At 61.0% G+C, this 22,315-nt stretch carries 28 protein-coding genes; 20 read left to right on the top strand and 8 right to left on the bottom strand.

Annotated features, from left to right (window positions below):
- Positions 1 to 38 precede the first annotated feature (38 nt).
- Positions 39 to 1,025, top strand: a complete 987-nt coding sequence (locus tag F8G81_RS16605; RefSeq protein WP_267275778.1) for a LysR family transcriptional regulator — start codon at positions 39 to 41, stop codon at positions 1,023 to 1,025.
- 52 nt (positions 1,026 to 1,077) lie between these two features.
- Positions 1,078 to 2,046: an N-acetylglucosamine kinase gene (locus F8G81_RS16600; protein ID WP_416377063.1), complete on the top strand. Its 969-nt coding sequence runs from the start codon at positions 1,078 to 1,080 to the stop codon at positions 2,044 to 2,046.
- 37 nt (positions 2,047 to 2,083) lie between these two features.
- Here the strand turns inward: F8G81_RS16600 and F8G81_RS16595 are convergent, their stop codons facing one another.
- Complete coding sequence (locus F8G81_RS16595; protein ID WP_267275777.1) at positions 2,084 to 3,106, bottom strand: pirin family protein; 1,023 nt, start codon at positions 3,104 to 3,106, stop codon at positions 2,084 to 2,086.
- Between the two features lie 225 nt (positions 3,107 to 3,331).
- Between F8G81_RS16595 and F8G81_RS16590 the strand changes: the two genes are divergently transcribed.
- The 3 genes from F8G81_RS16590 (at position 3,332) to F8G81_RS16580 (ending at position 6,542) form a co-directional block, all read left to right on the top strand.
- A complete protein-coding gene (locus tag F8G81_RS16590; RefSeq protein WP_267275776.1) occupies positions 3,332 to 4,264 on the top strand; it encodes an ABC transporter substrate-binding protein in 933 nt (310 codons plus the stop codon).
- A 152-nt stretch (positions 4,265 to 4,416) separates the two neighbouring features.
- A complete protein-coding gene (locus F8G81_RS16585; protein ID WP_267275775.1) occupies positions 4,417 to 5,637 on the top strand; it encodes a pyridoxal phosphate-dependent aminotransferase in 1,221 nt (406 codons plus the stop codon).
- A 50-nt stretch (positions 5,638 to 5,687) separates the two neighbouring features.
- Positions 5,688 to 6,542, top strand: a complete 855-nt coding sequence (locus F8G81_RS16580) for a polyphosphate kinase 2 family protein (protein ID WP_267275774.1) — start codon at positions 5,688 to 5,690, stop codon at positions 6,540 to 6,542.
- A 27-nt stretch (positions 6,543 to 6,569) separates the two neighbouring features.
- Here the strand turns inward: F8G81_RS16580 and F8G81_RS16575 are convergent, their stop codons facing one another.
- Together F8G81_RS16575 and xseA are read right to left on the bottom strand one after the other, a co-directional pair.
- On the bottom strand, positions 6,570 to 6,788 hold the full coding sequence (locus F8G81_RS16575) for an exodeoxyribonuclease VII small subunit (protein WP_267275773.1): 219 nt from the start codon (positions 6,786 to 6,788) through the stop codon (positions 6,570 to 6,572).
- A complete protein-coding gene (gene xseA, locus F8G81_RS16570) occupies positions 6,781 to 8,106 on the bottom strand; it encodes an exodeoxyribonuclease VII large subunit (RefSeq protein ID WP_267275772.1) in 1,326 nt (441 codons plus the stop codon). The genes F8G81_RS16575 and xseA overlap by 8 nt, the downstream gene beginning before the upstream one ends.
- A 190-nt stretch (positions 8,107 to 8,296) precedes the next feature.
- Here xseA and F8G81_RS16565 point away from each other — a divergent pair, with 190 nt between their 5' ends.
- Positions 8,297 to 9,148, top strand: coding sequence for a hypothetical protein (locus F8G81_RS16565; protein WP_267275771.1), 852 nt, complete (start codon positions 8,297 to 8,299; stop codon positions 9,146 to 9,148).
- 9 nt (positions 9,149 to 9,157) lie between these two features.
- Complete coding sequence (locus tag F8G81_RS16560; RefSeq protein WP_267275770.1) at positions 9,158 to 10,243, top strand: 4-hydroxy-3-methylbut-2-enyl diphosphate reductase; 1,086 nt, start codon at positions 9,158 to 9,160, stop codon at positions 10,241 to 10,243.
- Between the two features lie 61 nt (positions 10,244 to 10,304).
- On the opposite strand, the gene F8G81_RS16555 is transcribed toward F8G81_RS16560, so the two are convergent.
- On the bottom strand, positions 10,305 to 11,519 hold the full coding sequence (locus F8G81_RS16555) for a DNA recombination protein RmuC (RefSeq protein ID WP_267275769.1): 1,215 nt from the start codon (positions 11,517 to 11,519) through the stop codon (positions 10,305 to 10,307).
- Between the two features lie 120 nt (positions 11,520 to 11,639).
- Between F8G81_RS16555 and ychF the strand changes: the two genes are divergently transcribed.
- Entirely contained in the window at positions 11,640 to 12,725 is a 1,086-nt protein-coding gene (gene ychF / locus F8G81_RS16550; RefSeq protein WP_267275768.1) for a redox-regulated ATPase YchF, read from the top strand.
- A gap of 31 nt (positions 12,726 to 12,756) precedes the next feature.
- On the opposite strand, the gene F8G81_RS16545 is transcribed toward ychF, so the two are convergent.
- Together F8G81_RS16545 and F8G81_RS16540 are read right to left on the bottom strand one after the other, a co-directional pair.
- Positions 12,757 to 13,863: a tyrosine-type recombinase/integrase gene (locus F8G81_RS16545; RefSeq protein ID WP_267275767.1), complete on the bottom strand. Its 1,107-nt coding sequence runs from the start codon at positions 13,861 to 13,863 to the stop codon at positions 12,757 to 12,759.
- Positions 13,841 to 14,374, bottom strand: a complete 534-nt coding sequence (locus tag F8G81_RS16540; protein WP_267275766.1) for a helix-turn-helix domain-containing protein — start codon at positions 14,372 to 14,374, stop codon at positions 13,841 to 13,843. Before F8G81_RS16540 ends, F8G81_RS16545 begins: the two co-directional genes overlap by 23 nt.
- 106 nt (positions 14,375 to 14,480) lie before the next feature.
- Here F8G81_RS16540 and F8G81_RS16535 point away from each other — a divergent pair, with 106 nt between their 5' ends.
- The 11 genes from F8G81_RS16535 to F8G81_RS16485 all read left to right on the top strand — a co-directional run bounded on the left by F8G81_RS16535 (position 14,481) and on the right by F8G81_RS16485 (position 18,862).
- A complete protein-coding gene (locus tag F8G81_RS16535) occupies positions 14,481 to 14,669 on the top strand; it encodes a helix-turn-helix transcriptional regulator (RefSeq protein ID WP_267275765.1) in 189 nt (62 codons plus the stop codon).
- Positions 14,669 to 14,830, top strand: a complete 162-nt coding sequence (locus F8G81_RS16530) for a hypothetical protein (RefSeq protein ID WP_267275764.1) — start codon at positions 14,669 to 14,671, stop codon at positions 14,828 to 14,830. The genes F8G81_RS16535 and F8G81_RS16530 overlap by 1 nt, the downstream gene beginning before the upstream one ends.
- A 105-nt stretch (positions 14,831 to 14,935) precedes the next feature.
- Positions 14,936 to 15,208: a hypothetical protein gene (locus tag F8G81_RS16525; RefSeq protein WP_267275763.1), complete on the top strand. Its 273-nt coding sequence runs from the start codon at positions 14,936 to 14,938 to the stop codon at positions 15,206 to 15,208.
- Positions 15,209 to 15,296: 88 nt separating this feature from the next.
- The gene (locus tag F8G81_RS16520; RefSeq protein WP_267275762.1) at positions 15,297 to 15,581 is read left to right on the top strand and encodes a hypothetical protein; all 285 of its coding nucleotides are present in this window, start codon (positions 15,297 to 15,299) and stop codon (positions 15,579 to 15,581) included.
- Positions 15,578 to 16,681: an AAA family ATPase gene (locus F8G81_RS16515; RefSeq protein ID WP_267275761.1), complete on the top strand. Its 1,104-nt coding sequence runs from the start codon at positions 15,578 to 15,580 to the stop codon at positions 16,679 to 16,681. The genes F8G81_RS16520 and F8G81_RS16515 overlap by 4 nt, the downstream gene beginning before the upstream one ends.
- The gene (locus F8G81_RS16510; protein ID WP_267275760.1) at positions 16,678 to 16,884 is read left to right on the top strand and encodes a hypothetical protein; all 207 of its coding nucleotides are present in this window, start codon (positions 16,678 to 16,680) and stop codon (positions 16,882 to 16,884) included. Before F8G81_RS16515 ends, F8G81_RS16510 begins: the two co-directional genes overlap by 4 nt.
- A gap of 166 nt (positions 16,885 to 17,050) precedes the next feature.
- The gene (locus F8G81_RS16505; RefSeq protein WP_267275759.1) at positions 17,051 to 17,359 is read left to right on the top strand and encodes a hypothetical protein; all 309 of its coding nucleotides are present in this window, start codon (positions 17,051 to 17,053) and stop codon (positions 17,357 to 17,359) included.
- On the top strand, positions 17,356 to 17,586 hold the full coding sequence (locus tag F8G81_RS16500; protein ID WP_267275758.1) for a hypothetical protein: 231 nt from the start codon (positions 17,356 to 17,358) through the stop codon (positions 17,584 to 17,586). The genes F8G81_RS16505 and F8G81_RS16500 overlap by 4 nt, the downstream gene beginning before the upstream one ends.
- Positions 17,583 to 17,816, top strand: a complete 234-nt coding sequence (locus F8G81_RS16495) for a hypothetical protein (protein ID WP_267275757.1) — start codon at positions 17,583 to 17,585, stop codon at positions 17,814 to 17,816. Before F8G81_RS16500 ends, F8G81_RS16495 begins: the two co-directional genes overlap by 4 nt.
- A complete protein-coding gene (locus F8G81_RS16490) occupies positions 17,813 to 18,235 on the top strand; it encodes a helix-turn-helix domain-containing protein (protein WP_267275756.1) in 423 nt (140 codons plus the stop codon). The genes F8G81_RS16495 and F8G81_RS16490 overlap by 4 nt, the downstream gene beginning before the upstream one ends.
- 9 nt (positions 18,236 to 18,244) lie before the next feature.
- On the top strand, positions 18,245 to 18,862 hold the full coding sequence (locus F8G81_RS16485) for a hypothetical protein (RefSeq protein WP_267275755.1): 618 nt from the start codon (positions 18,245 to 18,247) through the stop codon (positions 18,860 to 18,862).
- A gap of 63 nt (positions 18,863 to 18,925) precedes the next feature.
- On the opposite strand, the gene F8G81_RS16480 is transcribed toward F8G81_RS16485, so the two are convergent.
- Positions 18,926 to 19,768 (bottom strand): pentapeptide repeat-containing protein, encoded by an 843-nt coding sequence (locus tag F8G81_RS16480; RefSeq protein WP_267275754.1) that lies wholly within the window; start codon positions 19,766 to 19,768, stop codon positions 18,926 to 18,928.
- A gap of 24 nt (positions 19,769 to 19,792) precedes the next feature.
- On the opposite strand from F8G81_RS16480, the gene F8G81_RS16475 reads away from it, so the two are divergent.
- Entirely contained in the window at positions 19,793 to 21,424 is a 1,632-nt protein-coding gene (locus tag F8G81_RS16475) for a hypothetical protein (protein ID WP_267275753.1), read from the top strand.
- Positions 21,425 to 21,529: 105 nt separating this feature from the next.
- Here the strand turns inward: F8G81_RS16475 and F8G81_RS16470 are convergent, their stop codons facing one another.
- On the bottom strand, positions 21,530 to 22,189 hold the full coding sequence (locus tag F8G81_RS16470; protein WP_267275752.1) for a trypsin-like peptidase domain-containing protein: 660 nt from the start codon (positions 22,187 to 22,189) through the stop codon (positions 21,530 to 21,532).
- Between the last annotated feature and the right edge of the window lie 126 nt (positions 22,190 to 22,315).

The raw sequence follows: 22,315 nt of genomic DNA, 5'->3' as shown, positions 1-22,315 counted from the left end.
TGGCAAATATGGAACAGTCATGCGGAGGGGCCGGAATCATGGATGCCGATCACAAGCAACTGGTGCAACTGCTCCCGCTGTTGCCGTTGCTCGCCGAACTGGGCCGCACACAGCACGTCACTGAAACTGCTGAACTTCTGGGAGTACCACAGTCCACGGTCAGCAGGGCACTCACCCGGGCCAGCGCCGTGGTTGGAACCGAACTGCTGATCCGGGATGGAAGGGGTGTCCGCCTCACCACCGCGGCAAAGACATTGCTGCCGTACATCGAGTCGGCCCTCGCCGAGTTCCAGGCGGGACTGGACCTGGTCCGGCACGAGTCTGACGTGGTGCGCGGGAAGGTTGCCATCTCCTTCCAGCACACCTTCGGCGAGGCCACCCTGCCCTTGCTGATCAGTGCTTTCCGAAGCCGCCACCCGGAGGCAGGTTTTACCTTGAGCCAGGGATCACGCGACGGTTGCCTGGCAGAGCTGGCAACAGGCCAGGCGGATCTGGCGCTTACGGCTCCGGTGGCCATGGCAACAGGCACCGTTTTATCAGCTGCCCTGTACCGTGAACCCCTCCGCCTGGTGGTGCACCATCAGCATCCGCTGGCGGGCAGGCGCAGCGCAGGGCTGCAGGATATCCGCAGGGACCCCTTCGTTGCACTTGGCCCCGGCTATGGCTTGCGGTCACTGACCGATGCAATATTCCGCGACGCCGGTTTCCGGCCACGGATCGCCTTCGAAAGCCAGGATTCCCACACTGTCCGCGGGCTGGTGTCTGCAGGGCTGGGCGTCAGTATCCTGCCGCCGGGAGGGAACGCACCCGGTCGGCACGTGAGCCCGGAAACCGGCGATCTGGGATGGGTTGAACTTGCCCTCGAATCCGCACTCGCGTACCGGGAGATCGGGCTGGCATGGCGGCGCCGCAAGCCGGGTCCCGGCGCTGAATCTGATCCTGTCCGGCTTTTCCGGGAGATGGTGCTTGAAGAGGGTCCGCGGCTGCTCGCCGGGCTGGTCCGGGAACGTTCACAAAGCGACTGAAACATACCGACGGCGCCACGTCCTTCCGGAAAGGCTTCAGTAGGCTGGTGACGTGACTAACACCCAACTTCCCCCCTCCTCTGCCGCAGCTAATTCCCCTGAAGGCGGGATGCGGCCAGCGGCTGCGCCCGGCCCCTTGGCGGGAACAATCATCGGCCTTGATATCGGCGGGACCAAAACCCACGGTGTCCGGTTCGAGGATGGCGCCACGGTTGCCGATGCGTCTGCCGGAAGTTCGAATGTCCAGAACGTCAGCCGCGAAGCCGCGGCCGTCAATCTCGCCGAGCTGTTTGCGAAAATAGGTGGCGGCCAGGTGTCACAGGTGTATGCAGGTGCCGGCGGGATAGACACAGACGACGACGCCGCCGCGCTCGCCGCGCTGATCGAACCGCACGTGCCGGGTGCGAGGATCCGCGTGGTCCACGACTCGCGGCTGCTGCTGGCCGCAGGCCGTGTCAGCACCGGAGTGGCCGTGATAGCCGGAACGGGATCGGCGGCCTGGGGTAAGAACGCAGCCGGGGACGAGGCCCGGGCCGGCGGCTGGGGGTATCTGCTGGGCGACGAGGGCAGCGGTTACTGGCTGGGACGGGAAGCCGTCCGTCACAGCCTGCGCAGGATGAACCAGGGGCTGCCTGCCGATCAGCTCACCGAAGCCTTGCTGGAGTCATGCGGTGTTGATGATCCGAACTGGCTGATCGCCATGTTCCATTCCCCTGATACCGGCCGCCGCTTCTGGGCCCAGCAGGCGCGCCTGGTGGTGGAAGGTGCTGCGGCGGGGCATGCTGTTAGCCAGCAGTTGCTCGACCAGGCGGGCAACGACCTTGCTGCGCTGGCTGCCCAGGCACTCCGGAAGCTCGGCATAGATGGCCCTGTCATTCTTGGAGGAGGCCTCGGTATGAACGTAGCCGCACTCCAGGACGCCTTCCGTAAGTATCTTGCCGCAGCCGGAATTACCGATGTCCGTGTGCTGGACCAGGAGCCCGTGTTCGGCGTCCTGCAGCTTGTAGCTGAGGACGACTAAGCCGGCGCCCCGCGATTGCGTCCGGCCTCGGTGACCCTCAGGGCCGGGCGGCGCGCTTTCGAGGGGTCAGCCTGACCGCCGGAAGCGGGGGAGCAGGAATACGGCCTGCCTCTGCCCCCGCCTCCGGCCCATGTCCTTCCACCAATCCAAACCGGGCGCCGCGGGCCTGGCCGTCAGGGAGCTGCCCTTGGGCCTCCCAGTCTTCACGTGCCCGTTCCACTTCGTCGTGGGTACGGCCCACAAAGTTCCACCACATCAGGAGTTCTTCCTGGAAGGGTTCCCCGCCGATGAGCAGGAACCGCGTGCCGGGCAGCGCCTGCACCTCAAGCGCCGGACGGCCGGTGCCAAGGTAGCCCAAGGGCCCGGGCAGGATCTCCTGGCCGTCCAGCGTCAGACCGCCGTCGAGCACCAGGAGGGCATGTTCGTAGTCCGCATTGAGCGGCAAGATCGCGCGCCCGGCACACGATACGTCAGCGCCAACGATGGGCGAGTACATCGTGGCGGGGGAAACCGCGCCGGCGAATTCGCCCACCATCACGGTGGCGGTGAAGCCCTCTCCCGTGACGGAAGGCAGCTCCCGGTATTGCTCAAAGGCAGGTTCCCTGTGCCGTTGCCCGTCCGGAAGCGCTACCCAAAGCTGCAGTCCGCGCTGGATGGGCAGCGGGCCGTCGGGATCAGCCAGGACGGCGAACTCCGAGTGGGAGACTCCATGGCCTGCCGTCATGATGTTCAGCTCACCCGGGCGGACTACGACGTCACTGCCCACGCTGTCCCGGTGCCGTATGTTCCCGGCGAGGGGCCAGGTGACGGTCTGCAGCCCGATGTGCGGGTGCGGAAGTACGGACATGGCTGTCCGGTCCGGACCGAAGTTGTCCAGGAAGCACCAGGCACCCACGGTGGGCAGGCCGCGCTGCGGAAGCGTACGCTGCACGTTCATTGCACGCACGCCACCCAGTGGTACTTCCCGCTCGGGCCACAGCTGCAGGCATGGGCCGGAAGTACCTTCGGGACCAGCGGGCGGACAAAGTTCCTGTTGGGGAGACACTTCCAAGTTCGTCACAGTCCAACTTTAGGCCGGGAGGGGCGTTCAAGGGGGATCTCGTGGGAAGTCAGGCCGGACGGGCCAGACCGGGCCCTGTGCATCCATTCGGTTCAAGCATGTTGTTGCCGCCGAAACATACCCATTCATTGGAGTAACGTGGCGATAGTATGACTGCGGCCAGGACACCGCCGACGAGGCCCATATCGACTTGGTCCATCAAGAGCTGTTGGAGTTAGTGACTTAATGCGAAAACCCCTCTGGGCCGGACTGGCCGCCGCCACGCTGCTGGTCTCGGCCGCTTGCACAGGAGCGCCCGAAGAAACTCCCACCGGCAGCAGCAGTTCGCCTGCTGCTGCCCTGACGGTTGGCAGCCCCACCCTGGACTCGGCCACCTCGGCGGAAAGCCAGATCGTTGCCGAAATATATGCCGGCGCCCTGGTGGCTGCCGGCGTTCCTGCCACAACCACGCCGAACGTCGGACCCCGCGAAACGTATCTTAAGGCACTCAAAGACGGCACCGCTGATGTGGTGCCAGACTACTCAGGAAGCCTCCTTGCGCATGTCGATCCGCAGGCGTCAGAAGATTCGGCTGATGACATCTACAAGGCACTGACTGGCAGGCTGCCCGAGGGGCTGGCCGTGCTGGAAGCGTCCAAGGCGGAGTCGAAAGACGCCATGGTGGTCACCAAGCTCACGGCCGAGAAATACCAGCTGAAGTCCATCGAGGATCTGGCAAAGGTGTGCAAGGACCTGGCCATGGCGGCACCGAACACCTTCGAAGCACGCCCCGATGGCCTTCGCGGGCTCAAGGCGGACTACGGCTGCGAATTCAAGGCCTTCAAGCCCTCTGCTGACGGTGGCGGCAATCAAACCCTGCTCGCGCTGCTCACCGACGACGTCCAGGTTGCCGATATCTACACCACCATGCCCTCCATCGCGGACAATGACCTGGTGGTGCTGGAGGATCCCAAAAACAACTTCAAGGCGCAACAGGTCCTGCCGGTTTACAACAAGGAAAAGCTGACAGACAAGGCGAAAGATGCGCTCAATGCCGTCTCCCGGCTCCTGACCACAGAGGACCTCGTGGACCTCAACAGGGCAGTCAGCGGCAGCCAGAAACAGAACCCGAAGGACGCTGCCGCCGCGTGGCTGAAGGACGAAGGAATCGTCACGTAGCGCCCTGGGGGCCTCAGCAGCTCCCGACGGCGGTGCCCGGCTTCCGGAAGCCGGGCACCGCCATCGGGATCATCACCAGAGTGATCGTCACTGCGATTGCATGTGTCCGACGTCTCAACGGAAGTACATCCTCCCTGTGGCATATTTGATGAATGGCAGAATTCAAGCAGTCCACCAAGCTTCATAACGTCCTTTACGACATTCGTGGACCGATTCTTCAGGCAGCCCAGCAAATGGAGGCGGAGGGTCACCGGATCCTCAAACTGAACATCGGAAACCCCGCGCCGTTTGGGTTTGAAGCGCCGGACGCCATCCTGGTGGACATGATCCGCCACCTGCCCCACGCCCAGGGATACAGCGACTCCCGGGGCATCTTCTCCGCACGCACCGCCGTCTCGCAGTACTACCAGACCCGCGGCATCCAGAACATCCATGTGGACGACATCTACCTGGGCAACGGCGTCAGTGAACTGATCACCATGTCACTCATGGCTTTGCTGGACGACGGCGACGAGGTCCTGATTCCCACGCCCGACTACCCGCTGTGGACGGCGTCAGTTGCTCTCGCCACCGGCAAGCCGGTGCACTACCTCTGTGACGAAGAGTCAGGCTGGCAGCCGGACCTTGAAGACCTGGAAGCCAAGATCACGCCGCGCACCAAGGGAATCGTGGTCATTAACCCGAACAACCCCACGGGGGCGGTGTACCCCGAGCAGACCTTGAAAAAGATCGTGGCGCTGGCGGAGAAGCACGGGCTGGTGCTTTTCGCCGACGAAATTTACGAAAAGATCCTCTACGAGGACGCCGAGCACATCAACCTCGCGTCGCTGACGGGTGACCACGTGCTCTGCCTGACGTTCAGCGGACTGTCGAAGGCCTACCGGGTGTGCGGGTACCGCGCCGGCTGGATGGCCATCTCGGGCCCGAAGAAGGACGCGGCCGATTATCTGGAGGGCATCAGCCTGCTCGCCAACATGCGGCTCTGCGCCAACGTTCCCGCCCAGCATGCCATCCAGACGGCGCTGGGCGGCTACCAGAGCATCAACGACCTTATCCTGCCCGGGGGACGGCTGCTTGAACAGCGCAACAAGGCGTACGACATGCTCAACGCCATCCCTGGTGTGAGCACCCAGCAGGCCAGGGGCGCGCTGTATCTGTTCCCCCGCCTTGATCCTGAGGTTTTCCATATCCGGGATGACGAGAAGTTCGTCCTGGACCTGCTCAGGGAACAGAAAATCCTGGTCTCGCACGGCCGGGCCTTCAACTGGGTTCGTCCGGACCACTTCCGGATGGTCACCCTGCCCAACGTCAAGGACATTGAAGAAGCCGTAGGGCGCATGGGGGACTTCCTTAGCAGGTATCAGGGGAACTAGCCTGTGGGGACGGGTCCTTCCGCCCGTGGAACCTCGGACAAAGGATGCCCATGGCCCGCCTGGTTGACTTCACCAAACACCCTTCCAAGACCCTGAAGGTTGGCAACGGATTTGCCCTGGCGGACACAGACCCCGATGCCACACCCGGGTTCAGCGGGATGAAGGCGGACGGGAAAGCTCTCCTGGCCGATCTGGACGGGAAATTGGCTGAATACCAGGAAAAGCTGTTTGCGGAATCAAGATTTGGCGGGACTAAACGGCTCCTGCTGATCCTGCAGGGAATGGATACCGCGGGCAAGGGCGGAATCGTCAATCATGTGATGGCCCCAATGGATCCGCAGGGCGTCCAGTTCAAGGCGTTCAAGGCCCCCACTCCGGAAGAAAAGTCCTATGACTTCCTCTGGCGGATCGAGAAGGAGGTGCCGGCAGCCGGAATGGTGGGCATCTTCGACCGTTCCCAGTATGAGGACGTCCTGATTCACCGGGTCCATGGCTGGACACCTCCTGAAGAGCTGAAGCGCCGGTATGTAGCCATCAACGAATTCGAGGCCCGGCTCACGGACTCGGGAACGAAGATTGTTAAGGTCATGCTTTACATCAGCCGGGATGAGCAGAAGGAGCGGCTCCTGGCCCGGTTGGACAACCCGGCCAAGCACTGGAAGTACAGCCGCGGTGACTTGGACGAGCGGGCCTTTTGGGCCGACTACATGGCGGCGTACCAGGTTGCCATCGACGAGACAAACACCGAGGTGGCACCGTGGCACGTGGTGCCGGCCAACAAAAAATGGTTTGCCAGGATCGCCGTCCAGCAACTGGTGCTCGGCGCGTTCGCAGACCTGCACCTGGAGTGGCCCAAGGCCGATTTCGACGTCGCCGTCGAGCGGGAGATCGTGGAACGGTCCTGAGCTTAACCTGCTGACTGGTGTTGCGCGCTACAGAGGCTGGTCCCGGGCAGCTGCCAGTCGTTTCCGGGCTCCCTCGAGCCACTCTTCGCAGCGCTTGGCAAGTGCTTCGCCCCGTTCCCACAGAGCCAGCGATTCTTCCAGGCTCGCGCCCCCGGCCTCAAGTTTCGCGACTACGTCAATAAGCCTTTCCCTGGCCTCCTCATAGCTCAGCTCATCAATATCGGAAGCGGGGGTTGCTTCAGTCATGTGCTTCTCCTTCTTTCATTCCTTGCTGAACGGTGCCTGTGGATGCGGCTCCGAATTGTCCGAGGGCAACCCGCACCTTGAGCGGCGTTCCGGCCGGTGCCTCGGAGGGGTCCCGGACCACGGAGTGGCCGGAAGGGTTGTCTTTCGTTGCCGCGCGCGGGCCGGCGAGCTCCACCACCGCATAACCCCGGTCCAGGGTATTTTGCGGTGACAGCGACCGCACCTGGGTCTGCAGGTGGACCAGCTGGTCCGCCGCCCTGACCACCGTGGAACTCACTGCGGCGGATGCCCGGCGCAGGAGCCGCTCCACCTCTTCGGCACGGAGCGTAATCATCCCCTCGGGTGCAGCCATGACCGGCCGCGAATGAAGCGAGGACAAACGGTCCGTCTCCCTGTCAACGAGCCGGCCGATTGATCGCCGCAAATGATCCCGGGCCTGGCGCACTCCGGCCAGTTCCTCCGCCACATCCGGTACGATCCGCTTGGCAGCATCGGTGGGGGTGGAAGCCCTCAGGTCCGCCACGTCGTCGAGCAGCGGGCGGTCGGCTTCGTGCCCGATGGCGCTGACAATTGGAGTGGCCGCAGCGGCAACCGCCCGGACCAGTTCTTCGCTGTTGAATGGCAGAAGGTCCTCCAGGGCGCCCCCGCCGCGCGCTATGACGATGACATCAACGTCGGGGTGGCCGTCAAGGTCCCGAAGAGCCCTGATGATCTGCGATACCGCCGCATTGCCCTGGACGGCCACTTCCCGGAGCTCAAATTCAACGGCGGGCCAGCGCAGCGCAGCGTTGCGCAGGATGTCCTTCTTAGCGTCCGAATCACGTCCGGTAATCAGCCCGATGCGGTGGGGGAGCAGCGGCAGCGGCTTCTTGCGGGAATCGGCAAAGAGACCTTCGGCGGAGAGGGCCTGGCGCAGCCGCTCGATCCGTGCCAGGAGGTCACCCAATCCAACGGGCCTGATGTCCCGGACCAGCATGTTCAGGCGGCCTGTTTTCAGCCAAAACTCCGGCTTGAGCAGGGCGACTACGCGGGATCCGCGCTCCAAGGGCATGTTCTGCCGGTCCAGGATCTTGGACCATACCGATGCGGGCAGCGAAACTTCCGCATCAACATCCCGCAGCGTCAGGTAGGCGTTGGTGCCGCGCCGGCTCAGTTCGATGACCTGGCCCTCCACCCAGGCCGAAGGGGTCCGGTCGATGTGCGCTTTCAGCTTCTGGGACAGCAGCTGCAACGGCCAGGGATTGTCCGGGCTTGTTTCGGCGGCTGTGGCGGGCAGCGTGGTGGCCGCCATGCCCGGCAAGGCTGCGGGGTCAGACATACACACGCCGCCCCGGGAAAGCTGTGGCTGGTGGCATGGGCGTTCCTCTATCTGGTATTTGCGGTGGTGTCGGCTGGGGCGGGGCTCTACTTCAACCTTATCCATAAGCTGTACCACCGCAGGCTGACATTCTTTGCCCAGCAAGCACCCCTAGGATGGCAGGACCGCCGTCGACCACAAGGGGTTTGCCTTGCGAACTTTTGTTTCCGCCATTGCCCTTATCCTGGGCGCGCTGCTGGCTGCCGTGGCAGTGCCGTCGATATGGCTTGACCGCAACATCGTCCAGGAGGATGGGTTTGTGGCGCTGGCCGCTCCGCTCGGCAGGGACGAAGCGTTCCAGCAACGGCTTGCTGCCGCCGCCGTTGGGGCCGTGGACACCAGCAGCATTCCGGACGCGCTGGCCGACGCCGTCCAGCCGGTGCTCGAATCGGCCGCCACGTCTATGGCCGGGCTGCCCGGTTACCTTGCCGCGTGGGAGGAGACGCTGCGCAGGAGCCATCGCCTGAGCTTCTCGACCAGCGGTTCGCGGACGCCCGAGGCGGGCGCAGCAGCATCCCTCACGCTGGACGTGGCACCGCTGGTGGCGTTGGGAATTGAAGAAATCTCAAGCACCTCCGGATTGCCGTTGGAAGCGCCCGCGGAGACACTGATCGACGTCGGACAGCCCAGCCAGCGCCAGCTGGTGGACGCCCTGCGGGGCTACGCTCCCATGGGGTACGGGCTGGCGGCAGGCGCCGGCATCGCCTTTTTGCTGGCGTTGGTGGCCGCCCGACGCCGCTGGGCCGTGATCGTCTCGATTGGCGTTGCCGGCCTGCTGCTGGCCGGCCTGTGGACGGCAGGACTGCAGGTGGGCATCGACGCTGTGCTTAGCACAGGTAGCGGCAATGAACTTGCCGACATGTTCCGGAACGAGCTTGTCGCCGCGTCCGCCGGTGACTTCCGGTCCTGGATTCTGGGGACCGCCATCGCCGGCAGCGCCCTGTTGGTCGCGGGACTTGTGATCCGGATCGCCTCGCCGGGGCGCCGGCCCGCAACCCGGTAGCATGGACAGATGACCTCCACAGCAGTTTCCCTCTCGATGCCGACCGTCCCACGAAGGCGGCGCACCCCCGAGGAAGTATTCGCCGCGGCACCGGTAACCGGTCCCAAGAAGGTCCTGCTGGCCGCGCCCCGCGGGTATTGCGCGGGTGTGGACAGGGCCGTGATCGCCGTGGAAAAGGCGCTTGAGCACTACGGGCCCCCGGTATACGTCCGGAAACAGATCGTGCACAACGTTCACGTGGTCAGCTCGCTCGAGGCCCAGGGGGCCATCTTCGTTGACGAAACCGACGAAGTTCCTGAGGGCGCACTGGTGATCTTCTCCGCACACGGTGTATCGCCTGCCGTTGTTCAGTCCGCAGAAGACCGCGGGCTGCGGACCATCGACGCCACCTGCCCCCTGGTCACCAAAGTGCACAAGGAAGCCGTGCGGTTCGCCAAGGACGACTTCGACATCCTGCTGATCGGCCACGACGGCCATGAGGAAGTTGAAGGAACCGCCGGCGAAGCCCCGGAACACATCCAGATCATTAATGGTCCCCACGAAGTGGACAAAGTCACCGTCAGGGACCCGGAAAAGGTCATTTGGCTCTCGCAGACCACCCTCAGCGTGGACGAAACCATGGAAACAGTCCGGTTGCTCAAGGAACGCTTTCCCACCCTGCAGGATCCGCCCAGCGACGACATCTGCTACGCCACCACCAATCGGCAGGTGGCCATCAAGAAGATCTCGCCGCAGGCTGACCTGGTCATTGTGGTGGGTTCAGCCAATTCCTCGAACTCCGTCCGGCTTGTAGAAGTTGCACTGGAGTACGGCGCCAAGGCCTCGTACCGCGTGGACTTCGCCAACGAGGTGGATGAGGCCTGGTTCGAAGGCGTTGGCACCGTGGGCGTGACATCCGGGGCGTCCGTCCCCGAGGTACTGGTCAAGGACGTGCTGCGGCTGCTGGCCGATTACGGCTACGGTTCCGTGGAAGAAGTTGTCACCGCCGAAGAAGATCTTCTCTTCTCGTTGCCCAAGGAACTTCGGGCAACCCTGAAAGAGGCTGGCGACGTCAGCCGCGCCCTCGGCGGCCGCCGGTCCCGCGACCAGTCCTAAGGATGGCCCGGTAACCAAGCTGCGCACCAACCAACCGGCGCGCCGCCCAGCCGGCTGCCGCCTAGGCGGCAGTATCGCGCAGCTGGAGCTCTGGAGCAGCGACGGACCGGGGCGTCACCTCCAGCGCCGGGGGTGTCAGCAGGCCCGTTTCATCAAGCGCGTTGAGTTTCCGTGCCGTCGGCAGCACCCGGGCCTCAAGGGTGCCGATCATTGAGTTGTAGCGATCCACCGAGGACTTCAGTGACGACCCCAGCTTGCTGACGTTCTCGCCGAGGGTTCCCATGCGCTCATACAGCTGCCTGGCCAGGTCAAAGAGCTCCCGGGCGCTGTCCGTCAGAACATCCTGGCGCCACGTAAACGCCACGGATTTGAGCACGGCGAGCAAGGTGCTGGGCGATGCCAGCACTACGTTCCGGGACAACGCATGGTCCAGCAGGGTGGCATCCGCCATCAGGGCCGCCGCCAAAATTGATTCGGCGGGGATAAAGCAGATCACCAGTTCGGGGGAGTTGCCGGGAATGTCCCAGTACTTCTTGGTGCTGAGCGCGTCCACGTGGGAACGCAGCGCTTTGGCGTGGGCGGCCAGCAGTGTCTGCTGGGACCGGTGGTTCGGCCCCTGATCCGTGGGCGAACCGGTCACTGCCCCGAGTTCCTGGGCTTCAAGGTATGAAGACAATGGCACCTTGGCATCCACCACCAGCTGCTTTTCCCCAGGAAGCTGCACCACCAGGTCGGGGCGGACCGCTGAATCTCCTCCGGCGCTGTGGACCTGCTCGAGGAAGTCAACGTGCCGCAGCATGCCCGAGGCCTCAACCACGCGGCGGAGCTGGACCTCGCCCCACTGCCCGCGGGCGCTGTTGGAGCGCAAGGCCGATTCGAGGGCATGGGTGGAGCGGATCAGTTGCTCATCGGACAACCTGGCTTCCTGCAATTGCTGGGCAAGCTGCCCGTACTGTTCCAGCCTGTCCCGTTCCAGCAAAGCGACCTGCTGCTGTACCGCTGTCAGCTTTTCCGCGACGGGCGCCAATGCCCTGAGCACGCTGCCGTCCTGGCTGCGGGCTTCACCGAGCTCCCGGTTCTGCAGGGACAGGAGCCGCCGCTCCGCGTCAGCTGCGGCGAACTGGGCGCTCACGTCCGAAAGGCGGGCCGAGACGGCGTCGAAATCTTCTTCCAGGGCGGAACTGCGCCGGCGCAAGGAAAGAAAGGTAACGGCGGCGCCGGCAAGCGCGCCAAGCAGCAGCATGAACAGGGCAAGAATCAGGGCGAATGCATCCATATCCAAACTGTTGCATGCCCCTGCGACATTTTAGGGAAGCGACATTTTGCGGCACCCATCCAGCTGGGCAAGCGGAGTGACTGAGAGGTTCAGGCTCTGCTGCGGGTAGAATCTATGCTCGTGGCTCTTACTATTGGCATCGTCGGCCTGCCCAACGTCGGCAAATCAACGCTCTTCAACGCACTGACCCGGAACCAGGTCCTGGCGGCGAACTATCCGTTCGCCACCATCGAACCAAATATCGGCGTCGTGAACCTTCCGGATCCCCGGCTGAAGCAGCTCGCGGAGATCTTCGGCTCCCAGCGGCTGCTGCCCGCCCCGGTGTCCTTCGTGGACATCGCCGGCATCGTCAAGGGCGCCAGCGAAGGTGAGGGCCTGGGCAACAAGTTCCTCGCCAACATCCGCGAGGCCGAGGCCATCGCCCAGGTTGTCCGCGTGTTCGATGACCCCGATGTCATCCACGTCGACGGCAAGGTTGATCCGCGCTCGGACATGGAAACCATCAACACCGAGCTGATCCTGGCTGACCTTCAGACCATCGAAAACGCCATTCCGCGGATCGAAAAAGAAGTGAAGATCAAAAAGCGTGAGGCCGCCGAATTGGCAGCCATCAAGGCGGCCCAAGCGGTGCTGGAACGTGGCGACACCATCTTTGCCTCGATCAAGAGCGACAAACTGGAGATGGAGCACCTCAAGGAGCTCAGCCTCCTGACGGCCAAGCCGTTCATCTACGTCTTCAACGCGGACGAAGGCATCCTGGGTAGCCCGGACAAGCAGGATGAGCTGCGGGCCATGGTCGCCCCGGCGGATGCCATCTTCCTCGACGCAAAACTCGAGTCCGACCTCGTGGAGCTGGACGAGGAGGAGGCCCGGGAAATGCTTGAGATGAACGGCCAGGACGAATCCGGCCTCGACCAGCTGGCACGCGTCGGGTTCCATACCCTCGGCCTGCAGACCTACCTCACTGCCGGACCCAAGGAAACACGCGCGTGGACCATCCACCGCGGTGACACCGCACCGCAGGCCGCCGGCGTTATCCATACCGACTTCCAGCGCGGCTTTATCAAGGCCGAGGTGGTGTCCTTCACCGACCTCATCGAGGCGGGATCCATGGCGGAGGCAAAGTCCCGCGGCAAGGTCCGCATCGAAGGCAAGGAATACGTCATGGCCGACGGCGACGTGGTGGAGTTCCGCTTCAACGTCTAGAAGTGCCTCCTTTCCCTTGCAAACACAGGAATTAGGCGCCGGCAGTCCGCACAGGGTCCGCAGAAATGCTTAGAGCTTCGTTCATCATGGCTCCAGCAGCAGACCTTGTGCGGTCTTCCGCAGTCGGCCAGAGGTGCGAATACGTGTTGAGGGTCGTTGTAGCCTTGGAGTGTCCCAACGCTCTTTGTACTGTCACAACGTCACAGCCGGCCGCAATCAGACCAGAAGCGTAGAAATGCCTTAGGTCATGCAATCGGACGTTAGAGAGCCCGGCAGCGGCCACTGTCTTACGCCACCAGTAGCCACTCGTGTTCTGATGGGGCGGCAGTCCGCCATCTCCAACGAATAACCACTGATGAACGCTGTGCACACCGACATGCTGAACATGGTGGGCGAGCATTTGAACCAGCGCATCCGGAATGTGCACAAGCCGCTCTGAACCATATTTGGGCAGAGTTATTGCAACCTCGCCCTTACCGGCCCTCTGCACCTGCCGCTGAACCTTCAGGGTACGGCGAAGGAAATCAATATCCGTGAGCTGGATCGCCGCTGCCTCTCCCAGCCGCAGGCCGGCAAAGGCACACATTGCAACGAACGGCCGAAACTGGACCTCGGCAGCCTCCAGAAGCTTTCCCACGTCGCAGGGGGAGGGGATGGCCATCGCGTGCTCAGCTTTCCTTGCACGCGGCAGCGAGACGCCGTCAGCGGGGTCCACGGCGAGGAGCCGGTCATTCCGAGCCCCACGCAGCACTGAGCGCACGTTGTTGAAGCGCGTTTTCACCGTTCCTGGCGCCAGTCCTCTCACGGTCATCTGCTTCACCCAAGACTCAACGTGCGAGCGTCTGAGGTTGCGGAATTCCACGTCTCCAAACGTGCACGAGCGCACGGCCAAGCTCATAGCCTTGGCCGTGCCTGCCGCCCATATCTGCCGCTGCGACCACTCCGCAAAGAAGGAATTGAGGGTAACCCGGCCCAGTTTAGGATCCACGTAGGAACCAGTGACCACGGATGACGTTACTTCATCAAGCCACTTCTGGGCATCGATCTTGCGTGGGAAATGTCGGGCGTGTTCCTTGCCAGAGTCATCTCGGTACCGGGCACGCCACGAACCATTGTCACGCTTCTGGATCGATGCCATCTGATACGTCCATCCCTTCGGTCAAAATGGATTGAGCGGACCATTTCTGCATGTGGCTGGCCTGAACAACTAGTTCTGCAATCGTCTCCCACAGGCCCAAGCGCTCCCATTCCGCCTTAGGAATCGTTTCGACCTGAGCAATTTCTGTCATCAAGCTCGTTTTGAGCCTGTCGATGACATCAACCTCGGCCCAGATCCGGGACCGTGAGCGCCGCATAAGACCAATGCTCGTGGCGAGGTTTTCCAGAATGGAAGACTCCAGTGGGGGAGCCATCATGACGCCGACCTGGCTTCCCAGAACCTTGGCCAGTGCCCGCGCCTCAGCCAACCTGACGGGCCGCTGGCCTTTTTCGATTCGGCTGATAGTCGTCTGATGGAAGCCGTCCCACCCGTCTGCTGCCATGCGCCGGGCAAGCTCTCCTTGTGACCAACCCTTGGCCTCACGAAGGCGTTGCACGTTTTCTACGAACTGAGCCTCTTCGGCCTGATGTACCTGCTGCTGTGCCGTCATTTCTCAACCATAAACCAAACTGTTGCACTTTGACCAACAAACCTGCATACTGAGATTAGGCCAGGATGATGGTCGAACGGCAACAATTTGTATTAGAGGGGGAAAGATGAGCAAAGCAACCATCCTGCTCACACTGACAGAAACGGCGGATCATTTGCGCAAGTCGCCGGCTCAACTTCGCTGGATGATCCACAGTGGCACGGCGCCGAAATCGGCCCTAATAGGGGGACGCCGGATGTTTCGGGAGTCTGACGTACTCGACTACATCAACCGGGCGTTCGGGGACGCGGCCTGATGAGTCACAAAACGCTGGCCTTCGAGCGGGGTACTTACGGGCCACAGGGCGACCAGACGGGCTACGCGGCGCGCTGCGAAACGTGCGGCGCCGTGACGTTCGGTGGGTTTCGCACCAAAACGGACGCGAAAGCCGCACTGCTCCACATCGAGCAACAGTAGGTTGACCGCTAAGAGCAAAGAAAAAGGGCCAAATCCTGCAATTTGCACTTGCAGAACCTGACCCTCGAAACAAAACCAACCAAAAAGATAGGTCTCGTTTACATTATGTCTACTTCAACTCTAACCCGCGGAACAGCAAATGTCACGGCAGCCGAACTTGAACGCTTCCGTGCTGGGGTCACGACTGCGGAATACGCCACCACCGTCCTTCACCTGGCCCGCGCCCAGAGGCTGCGACCCAAAGTCCTGGCTGACGCGGCCTACACCGCATGGCTAAAGAGTGAAAACCCCAAAAAGATCATGCCCGGTTCCTCGTGGACCGAGCTGTTCCGTCTCAGCTACACCGCAGACCACGAACTGTTCGAGGAAATGGGATAACCAATCAACCGCCGGCCTGGAGATGAGCGCCCAGGCCGGCACTCCCGGAACAGCCAACGTCCACCACAAAACTTGAGGAAAATCCTTCATGCTCACGAACCCCGTGTTCCGCATCGACCTCGCCGACTACTCCACCAACGATCGTCCACACACACGCAGCTATGACTGCTTCGAGTTGGAACGGCAAATGCTCCATCTACTACCACTGGTCCCGCCAGGCACAAATGTCCGGCTGATGGTCCACAACTACAAGCCGGTAAGCGACCGGGCCGAATGGTGCAGGCCAGACCTCATTGTTCAGGTCGAAGCGACTGACCCGTCCGTAATTGCCGCGTGGATGGTTGTTCTCAGTCCGGAAGGAGCCGCGGCATGAACCAAATTCCTGACTACTTTCGGGCTGATGCTTTCGACGACGAGAACAACTCAAAACTCAAGGGCTCCTTCACTGGTTCCTGGCTGCTGGAGCAGGTGTTTCCGCTACTCGTGTACGTGGTGGAAGGGATCATCCCCGAGGGCCTCACCCTGTTGGTTGCTGCGCCTAAGATCGGTAAATCCTGGCTGGTTCTCGGCATCGCTATCGCCATCAGTACAGGGCAACGAGTTCTCGGGTGCGTGCCAACCAAGGCGGCGCCGGTACTGTACCTCGCCCTTGAAGACGGCCCCCGCCGACTACAAGCGCGGCTGCGCACGCTCGGGGTTACTTCCCTCAGCGGAAAGCTCACGTTCATGACTGATGTGCCCCGTGGAGACATGGTCGCGACTATCCGGGAGTTCATGGAACTCCATCCAGGGAAAAACCCTGTAGTCATCCTGGACACCCTTGGAAAAGCAATGCCATCGGCTGGCGGCGGCGAGACACAGTACGACAGGGATTACCGAGTTATGGGGGCCCTGAAAAAGCTCGCAGACGACAACCCTGGATCCAGTGTCATCATCGTTCACCACACCCGCAAAATGGATGGCGCAGACTTCCTAGACGCTGTCAGCGGCACCCAAGGCATAGCTGGAGCCGCGGACACCATCCTTCTCCTCAAGCGGTCACGACACGAGACTCAGGCTCAGTTGCAGGTGACGAGCCGCGACGCGGCAGAAGGGGAATACATTCTCGAACAGGCTGGCACGGGCAAGTGGATCCTGGCTGGCGGATCCCGCGCTGAGGCAGCGAAAGCGGCCGTTGATGCACGAACTACGGATGGCGTAAATGACCGGATGGCTGAGGTTATAGCTCAGGTCAACAAGTACCCCGAAGGGTCGAAGGCTAAGGACATTGCAACTCTCCTTCATCTAGACGATTCCCAGACACGCGTGTATCTGCGGCGGGCAGTAGAAGCGGGTCGTATCTCGAATCCATCTAGAGGCGTCTATGCCCCTGTTACGAGTGTTACAAGTGTTACTTCTCTATTGGACGAGGACGAAAGTAACACAAATAACACTTGTAACACTCCCTCTGAATGGGACGGGGAAGCGGCTTGACTGACGCCGAACTCGCTGAGTACTGGAAGCACCAAACCATCCACTACCGCAATCTCGCAGACGCTTACCTTCAGCAGCTTTTGGCGCTGAAGAACAACCCTGAACGGCATTACGGCAAGACCACACTGCACCGTGACCCAACGGGAACGGCCGCTGTAAATGCTGTTGAAAAAGAACGCAAGAATCAGAAAGGCCGAGCATGAGTTACGACTACTCCCCGAAAGTCCTACAGCAGTGGGACTGGCCCGCGCAGGCCGAAACTTACCGGCTCAAATTTGAGCACGCCCAGCAAGAGGCCACGCATTGGATGCGGAGAGCAACGACCGCGGAAGCTCAGCTGGTCATGTACCAGGAACGAGAGAAGGCGGCATGAGCGTCCACAGGCCCCTATATGAGCACCTGTTGGACTTGAAGCCGCGGGACACCATCCTTGCCGCCCGACTGATGCAGGCCTCACTGAACGTGGACACCCCGGCCTACAAAAAAGTCATGTGGGAAATCGAGCAGCAGGTACCGAAGGACCCACACGTTCTGGCACGGGTTCTCATGGCTACGGCGAATGCTGCCGGCGACTACATCCGGGAACTACGCGGCGCCAAAGTCGGATCCGACATGCTCACCCTCACTATCTCCGAGTACGAACTTAAAGAGTTCCTCACCCCGAAAGACACCAAATGATCAACAACATCTTTATTAGCCGGCCGCACACCTACAACATGAACGTGGAGGACGGCAGGCTGGCCTCTGCCGGCCCCGCGAAGCTCACGTCACCAACAGGGGTAGAACCAGGCGTCATCATTCGCCGCGGCTCTCAGATCAACCTCGTAATCCCCGAGCATGATGCGATCAGGCTTGCAAATGAGATAGCCGACGCCCTGGACGAACTGCATCACTCAGCGCCATGAGCGCGAGTGATAAGGCGGGGGGATTAGCCGTCGAGCTACTTAGAGGTGTTGAAGCCTACGACCCGCAGACAGTGGTTCGGTCGCTGAAGCGGATCTTCCCGAACCACGCCAGGCGGGTGATGGTTGCCCTCGCCGTTATCGCCCTCGTGAACGTCAAGAAGCAGCACGGCGAAGGCTGGCCCGAGCAGCTCATCCCCTCACTGGAAGCTTACGAAAAGGAGGCCCCGTGACAGCCCCGGAACGCCCACCAGCGGCTTATGTTCACGGCATCGGCGCCCCGGTCGTCATTGTGCCGGCGCGGGTCTGTGCATGGCTGGAACGGCACGCCAGCCTCAACGAGGTGCGTGTGGAGAACCGCGGCGTGGATCCCGAAGTTGACGCCGTCCTCGTCGCCCTCCGCGTAGCCGCACTCACCTGGCGGACTTCCGCCACCGGAACACCCGTAGCGGCAAAACCGGAAGCAGCCACAGACTTAAATCAATGGCTCAGCACCACACAAGCCGCTGACATCCTCTACATCACAGACAGGGCAGTCCGCCTCGCAATCAGCGACAAACGGCTCCCCGCCACCTCCGTCAACGGGCGGTGGCGCATCACCCGAGAAGACGTTCAACACTTCGCCGCGGCCAAAGCCGCCCAAGCAGCATAAGGGAATGACATGACCTACAACCTCCGCGACACCGAACAAGGCCGCAAAGCCGAAACAGTCCAGGCAGGACTACGCCAACAGATTGACTACATCCGGGCAGATCGGACGCTCACCCGGGAAGGGAAGCGCCAGCAGATCGCAGCCGTCTACCTCCAGTCGAAAAGGGAAATCGACGCGCTCAAGGCTGACGAAGCCAACAAACGAGCAAACGAAATTGGCTCCCTACGCCGCACCCTGTTCGGGTCTGCCGGCACTTCTGACGCTCAGACGGCCATCAGCTACCGCGACGCCCAGGAACGTGTTGGAGCCCTCGGTATCGAAGACGAGGGCAAAGCCGCGAAGCTCCTTGATCAGGCCATGCTCTCTGGCGATGACGTGCTCGTGAAGGCTGTTATCCAGCGGGCACTTGATGTGCAGTGGGTGAACGTCGCGAACAAGTACATCGACAACCACCCGTACTATGGCGAAAAGCTGGAGCAGCTCTGGTACCTCGACAGCGCATCATCCGAAGAAGTAAACGCTGCCACCTTCACGAACTCCCTGACGTTCCACATCGAAAAGCCCAGCGAACTCGGCAACACCCACATGGAAGCGCAAATCGAAGCCGTAGCCAACGGCGCGGCCTAGAGAACACTCGAACTCCTCGATAGGGCAGCGACACTCAGGATGGCATCACATGTCGTGTCCGGGTCACTTATAGTAGCCCCATCGTTCGGCACACTTGACCCGGTTCATAGCCGGCGGCTGGTATCCTTCTGGCCACTTAGTGTTCTCGTCATAGCAAACGCTTTCACCATCACTGTTTATGAGTTCAGCAGATTCGATTCCACTGACCCGAAAATCCGTTCCATTCATAGCCGCCAAAACAAAATTAGCCCCGCTGACATCGGCTCCCCACATCACCGCATCAGTAAGGTCCGACCCTCTGGCTTGGGCACTTCGTAGGTCCGTTGTGACCAGACTTGCCCTTTCCAAACCGGCTGCCTCCAGCTTTGTCCTGGACATATCTGCGCCTGACAGGATGCTTCCCTGCAAGCTGGTGGCTTGAAGATCAGCCCCACTCAGGTCGCTGTTGATCAGATCAGAGTTTTGCAACTCCAAGCCAGACAGGTTCTGACCAGCAAGGTCCATCCCGTTAAAGGGTCTATCTAGCGGCTGAGTGGATGATCTGTCACGAAGAAACTGAAGGTTGTTTTGACGACCTTCCCTGGCTGAACGCAGGTCTTCCTGCCCTGCTTCCCTGTCAGATCGAAGGTCGTCAAAATAAAGCTGCACAAGCAATGTCCCAAAGGCGACCACGATTCCGGAGACAAGTCCGACCACAAGATCGTGCCGCCAGCTTGATGTCCTCGCTGCAGGAAGCTGCCCTTGAGGGGTTGCTTCTTGTCGTGGCGTGGCAGATTCATCCGTCACAGCAGTGCCTGACTTAGGAAATGGCATGGGTTTGGTCGTCTTCACAGGTCCGACATTACGACACCCCTGACAACTCAATATCAGCAACACACTCAGCCCGCTTATGGCGGGTTTTTTCATACCCAAATCCAGGAGAAAACACTTATGGGATTCCTCGACGTTAAAGTCAACCCCGCCACCATCGACCCGCTCGTAGCAGGGAAAATCACCACACCCGGCACCGCAGTAGCAACAGCCCTTAACGCTGGTTATGGCCCTGCTGCTCAGGCGGAATCGGTGGAGCTAAAGTCTGCCTTTCAGCCGTCCATTACCCTCAGCTCCTACTACGGGAACTACGGCAATGGCGATGACCAGGCCGCGGTAACGAACGCTCTCGATGACGCAAAGCAACGAGGTGGGGCAAAGGTTGTAATCCCGTCCGGGTACAACCCTGTAGTACAGCAGCTAGTTCTTGCACGTGGAATCGAGTTCTGCTCAAACGGGAACTTCCAGACATTCGGGCGTGACGGCAACGTCTCACGCATCATCCAGGCATCTGGCGTGAACGATGCAACCATCGTGTTCGATAACGACGTGCTAACCCAGTACGGTGCCGCCCGTCCGTTCATCGGGCCGTTGGCAATCCACGACCTTGTGTTCTCCAAGCCTGCCGGTGCCGGCGGCCACCACATCGCCGTCCGCACCCAGGACGGCAGGGAAGCCAAAATTCAGGATTACTCGACTTTTGAGAGGCTTGGATTCCGTGGCGGTTCCGGGTCGGGTATCTATATCAACGGTGGTTCCCCGGTTGTCCTGAAAAATATGGCTGGAATCGGCCTCGGTGGATATGTGGTGGAAATGGTTGACCTTGGACGGGACACCATTCACGGCGATATCCATCAAGTCAGCATTTCCAACATCTCAGGGGATGCTTGCATGGGTTACGCGCTAGATAACTACGGCGCCGTGATCCTGCTAAAGGGCACCATGGCGCACACTGTCCAGACCTTCAGGGACATCAAATCAGAGTTCCGCGTTCGCTACCCATCTGACGGCGGGGATCCTGCCGAGACTCCGCAGGCTGAGAAGAAGATGGGTAACTACCACGCGCTCATCCTGGACAACTGCCAAAGCTCCGTTATCGCTTCTGGCGTCGGACATATCGCTACCGGCGACACAGTAACAACACCACAAACGCGGCGCCCTGGTGCAGCCATCCTGATCAAGGGTGCGAACCGTCCAAAGCTCTCCTTTGAGGGTGTAAAAATCAGGGTTACGGCCGCGCAGACGGTTGGTGCTATGCCGGGGTCTGTCCGGGATGAAGTCAGTGCATCACCAATCGACATTCCTATTGACTCGTCCGCAGGCTCCTACGCTACGACACTGGACCGTCGTGACATTGCTGCCAGCAGCTCCGGGACCCGATGGGTCAAAGGCACCCCTGGGCAGGCGTTCCCCTCAGTGGCATCTCCATTGGAATCACTCGGTGGCACAACACCATCCCGCTCATGGTGGGAATCAGACGCAGACGCGGACGAAAAGCTTTGGAGCGCCACTGCATCCAGCGGCAACTATTCGATTCGCACCCACACGGATACTGGATCAGCCGGCGTACTTGCTATGGAAATGCTGCGAACCGGAACCGACGTAACCGAAACGAGGTTCGCCAAAAAGGTTTCCGGGCAAGAGTTCGAAGCACTGTCGGCGGTTGGTGGGCTGGTCCTCAAATCAGCAAACGGGACGCGTTATCGCGTCCAGGTATCCGACGCTGGCGCCCTCACAATAACGGCTGCATAAGACAGGAACCGTTCTCCATCCGCACCCTGCTTGGTATAGGCATGCAGGGCGTGACGTTGTGCCCGTAGCTACGTAACCACGGCTACGGGCACAAACGTGGCTGCACTATTTCGATCCGGACAGAACCTCTCGAATTATCTCGATCTTCCAGACGATACCTAAGTCTGATTCCTTGTTGATGCGGCCGGAGTACACGCCTAGGAGCTGAATGATGGGCTCACTAAAGTACGCTGTCGTCCCACTCTTGAGCAGGACGGCACCTCCTGGTGAATAGAACATCACTGGGGAACCAGATTGCCCAGGCCTGGTTCGGCTGTCGATCAAGAACCGAGGCCAGTCGCGATAGTCCAAATCCATTTCTGACGCAATCGTTCCCCTAGCCCAAATGCCGATTCCTGCGTGCGAGCTCTCAGCAAAAGGGAAACCAATGATGTTGACCGAGCTAGACGGTCCCAACATCACTTGGTCTTCCATGTTGTTTTCAAGCGCGTAGGGATAAAAAGTGACGCCGTCCGTATCCGTCAACGAGAGAGCAACCACGTCCACCTCTTTGCCCCAGTCGTGTTCGACCCACAACGGATTCTCAGCTGCATCGAGGAGGGGCTCCGACTTGAAAATCCAGCTCCCTACCTTGCGGGCATCGTTGTGCAGAATCCGAACCTCGTCAGGCGTAACCCCGCGACTGCTCTTTATCTCATTGGTTTCCGGATCGCGACCCGCCAAGTTATGCCAGTTAGTGATCAAGAACGGACGCTGTTCATGCATGACAACGAACCCGGTGCCCGTAGCTAGGTGATTCCCACTCCAGTACATCTCAATCCGCAAGGACATCAGAGAAGGGAGCGCGATCTTTACTATTTGCATGGGGTCCATTCAACCGTAGGCGCGAGG

This window comes from Arthrobacter sp. CDRTa11, assembly GCF_026427775.1.
Classification (GTDB): domain Bacteria; phylum Actinomycetota; class Actinomycetes; order Actinomycetales; family Micrococcaceae; genus Arthrobacter.
The sequence above is the reverse complement of the archived record's forward strand: the minus strand, read 5'-3'. Positions and strand labels throughout refer to the sequence as shown.

Excerpts from the sequence above, each read along its gene's own strand:
- F8G81_RS16525 (WP_267275763.1), top strand. The coding sequence starts at position 14,936 with ATGTCTACTTCAACTCTAACCCGCGGAACAGCAAATGTCACGGCAGCC.
- F8G81_RS16575 (WP_267275773.1), bottom strand. The coding sequence starts at position 6,788 with ATGACTGAAGCAACCCCCGCTTCCGATATTGATGAGCTGAGCTATGAG.
- F8G81_RS16545 (WP_267275767.1), bottom strand. The coding sequence starts at position 13,863 with ATGGCATCGATCCAGAAGCGTGACAATGGTTCGTGGCGTGCCCGGTAC.
- F8G81_RS16475 (WP_267275753.1), top strand. The coding sequence starts at position 19,793 with ATGGGATTCCTCGACGTTAAAGTCAACCCCGCCACCATCGACCCGCTC.
- F8G81_RS16500 (WP_267275758.1), top strand. The coding sequence starts at position 17,356 with ATGATCAACAACATCTTTATTAGCCGGCCGCACACCTACAACATGAAC.
- F8G81_RS16590 (WP_267275776.1), top strand. The coding sequence starts at position 3,332 with ATGCGAAAACCCCTCTGGGCCGGACTGGCCGCCGCCACGCTGCTGGTC.
- F8G81_RS16560 (WP_267275770.1), top strand. The coding sequence starts at position 9,158 with ATGACCTCCACAGCAGTTTCCCTCTCGATGCCGACCGTCCCACGAAGG.
- F8G81_RS16555 (WP_267275769.1), bottom strand. The coding sequence starts at position 11,519 with ATGGATGCATTCGCCCTGATTCTTGCCCTGTTCATGCTGCTGCTTGGC.
- F8G81_RS16520 (WP_267275762.1), top strand. The coding sequence starts at position 15,297 with ATGCTCACGAACCCCGTGTTCCGCATCGACCTCGCCGACTACTCCACC.
- F8G81_RS16485 (WP_267275755.1), top strand. The coding sequence starts at position 18,245 with ATGACCTACAACCTCCGCGACACCGAACAAGGCCGCAAAGCCGAAACA.
- F8G81_RS16495 (WP_267275757.1), top strand. The coding sequence starts at position 17,583 with ATGAGCGCGAGTGATAAGGCGGGGGGATTAGCCGTCGAGCTACTTAGA.
- F8G81_RS16480 (WP_267275754.1), bottom strand. The coding sequence starts at position 19,768 with ATGAAAAAACCCGCCATAAGCGGGCTGAGTGTGTTGCTGATATTGAGT.
- F8G81_RS16530 (WP_267275764.1), top strand. The coding sequence starts at position 14,669 with ATGAGTCACAAAACGCTGGCCTTCGAGCGGGGTACTTACGGGCCACAG.
- F8G81_RS16540 (WP_267275766.1), bottom strand. The coding sequence starts at position 14,374 with ATGACGGCACAGCAGCAGGTACATCAGGCCGAAGAGGCTCAGTTCGTA.
- F8G81_RS16580 (WP_267275774.1), top strand. The coding sequence starts at position 5,688 with ATGGCCCGCCTGGTTGACTTCACCAAACACCCTTCCAAGACCCTGAAG.
- F8G81_RS16585 (WP_267275775.1), top strand. The coding sequence starts at position 4,417 with ATGGCAGAATTCAAGCAGTCCACCAAGCTTCATAACGTCCTTTACGAC.
- F8G81_RS16535 (WP_267275765.1), top strand. The coding sequence starts at position 14,481 with ATGAGCAAAGCAACCATCCTGCTCACACTGACAGAAACGGCGGATCAT.
- F8G81_RS16470 (WP_267275752.1), bottom strand. The coding sequence starts at position 22,189 with ATGCATGAACAGCGTCCGTTCTTGATCACTAACTGGCATAACTTGGCG.
- xseA (WP_267275772.1), bottom strand. The coding sequence starts at position 8,106 with ATGTCTGACCCCGCAGCCTTGCCGGGCATGGCGGCCACCACGCTGCCC.
- F8G81_RS16515 (WP_267275761.1), top strand. The coding sequence starts at position 15,578 with ATGAACCAAATTCCTGACTACTTTCGGGCTGATGCTTTCGACGACGAG.
- F8G81_RS16505 (WP_267275759.1), top strand. The coding sequence starts at position 17,051 with ATGAGCGTCCACAGGCCCCTATATGAGCACCTGTTGGACTTGAAGCCG.
- F8G81_RS16605 (WP_267275778.1), top strand. The coding sequence starts at position 39 with ATGGATGCCGATCACAAGCAACTGGTGCAACTGCTCCCGCTGTTGCCG.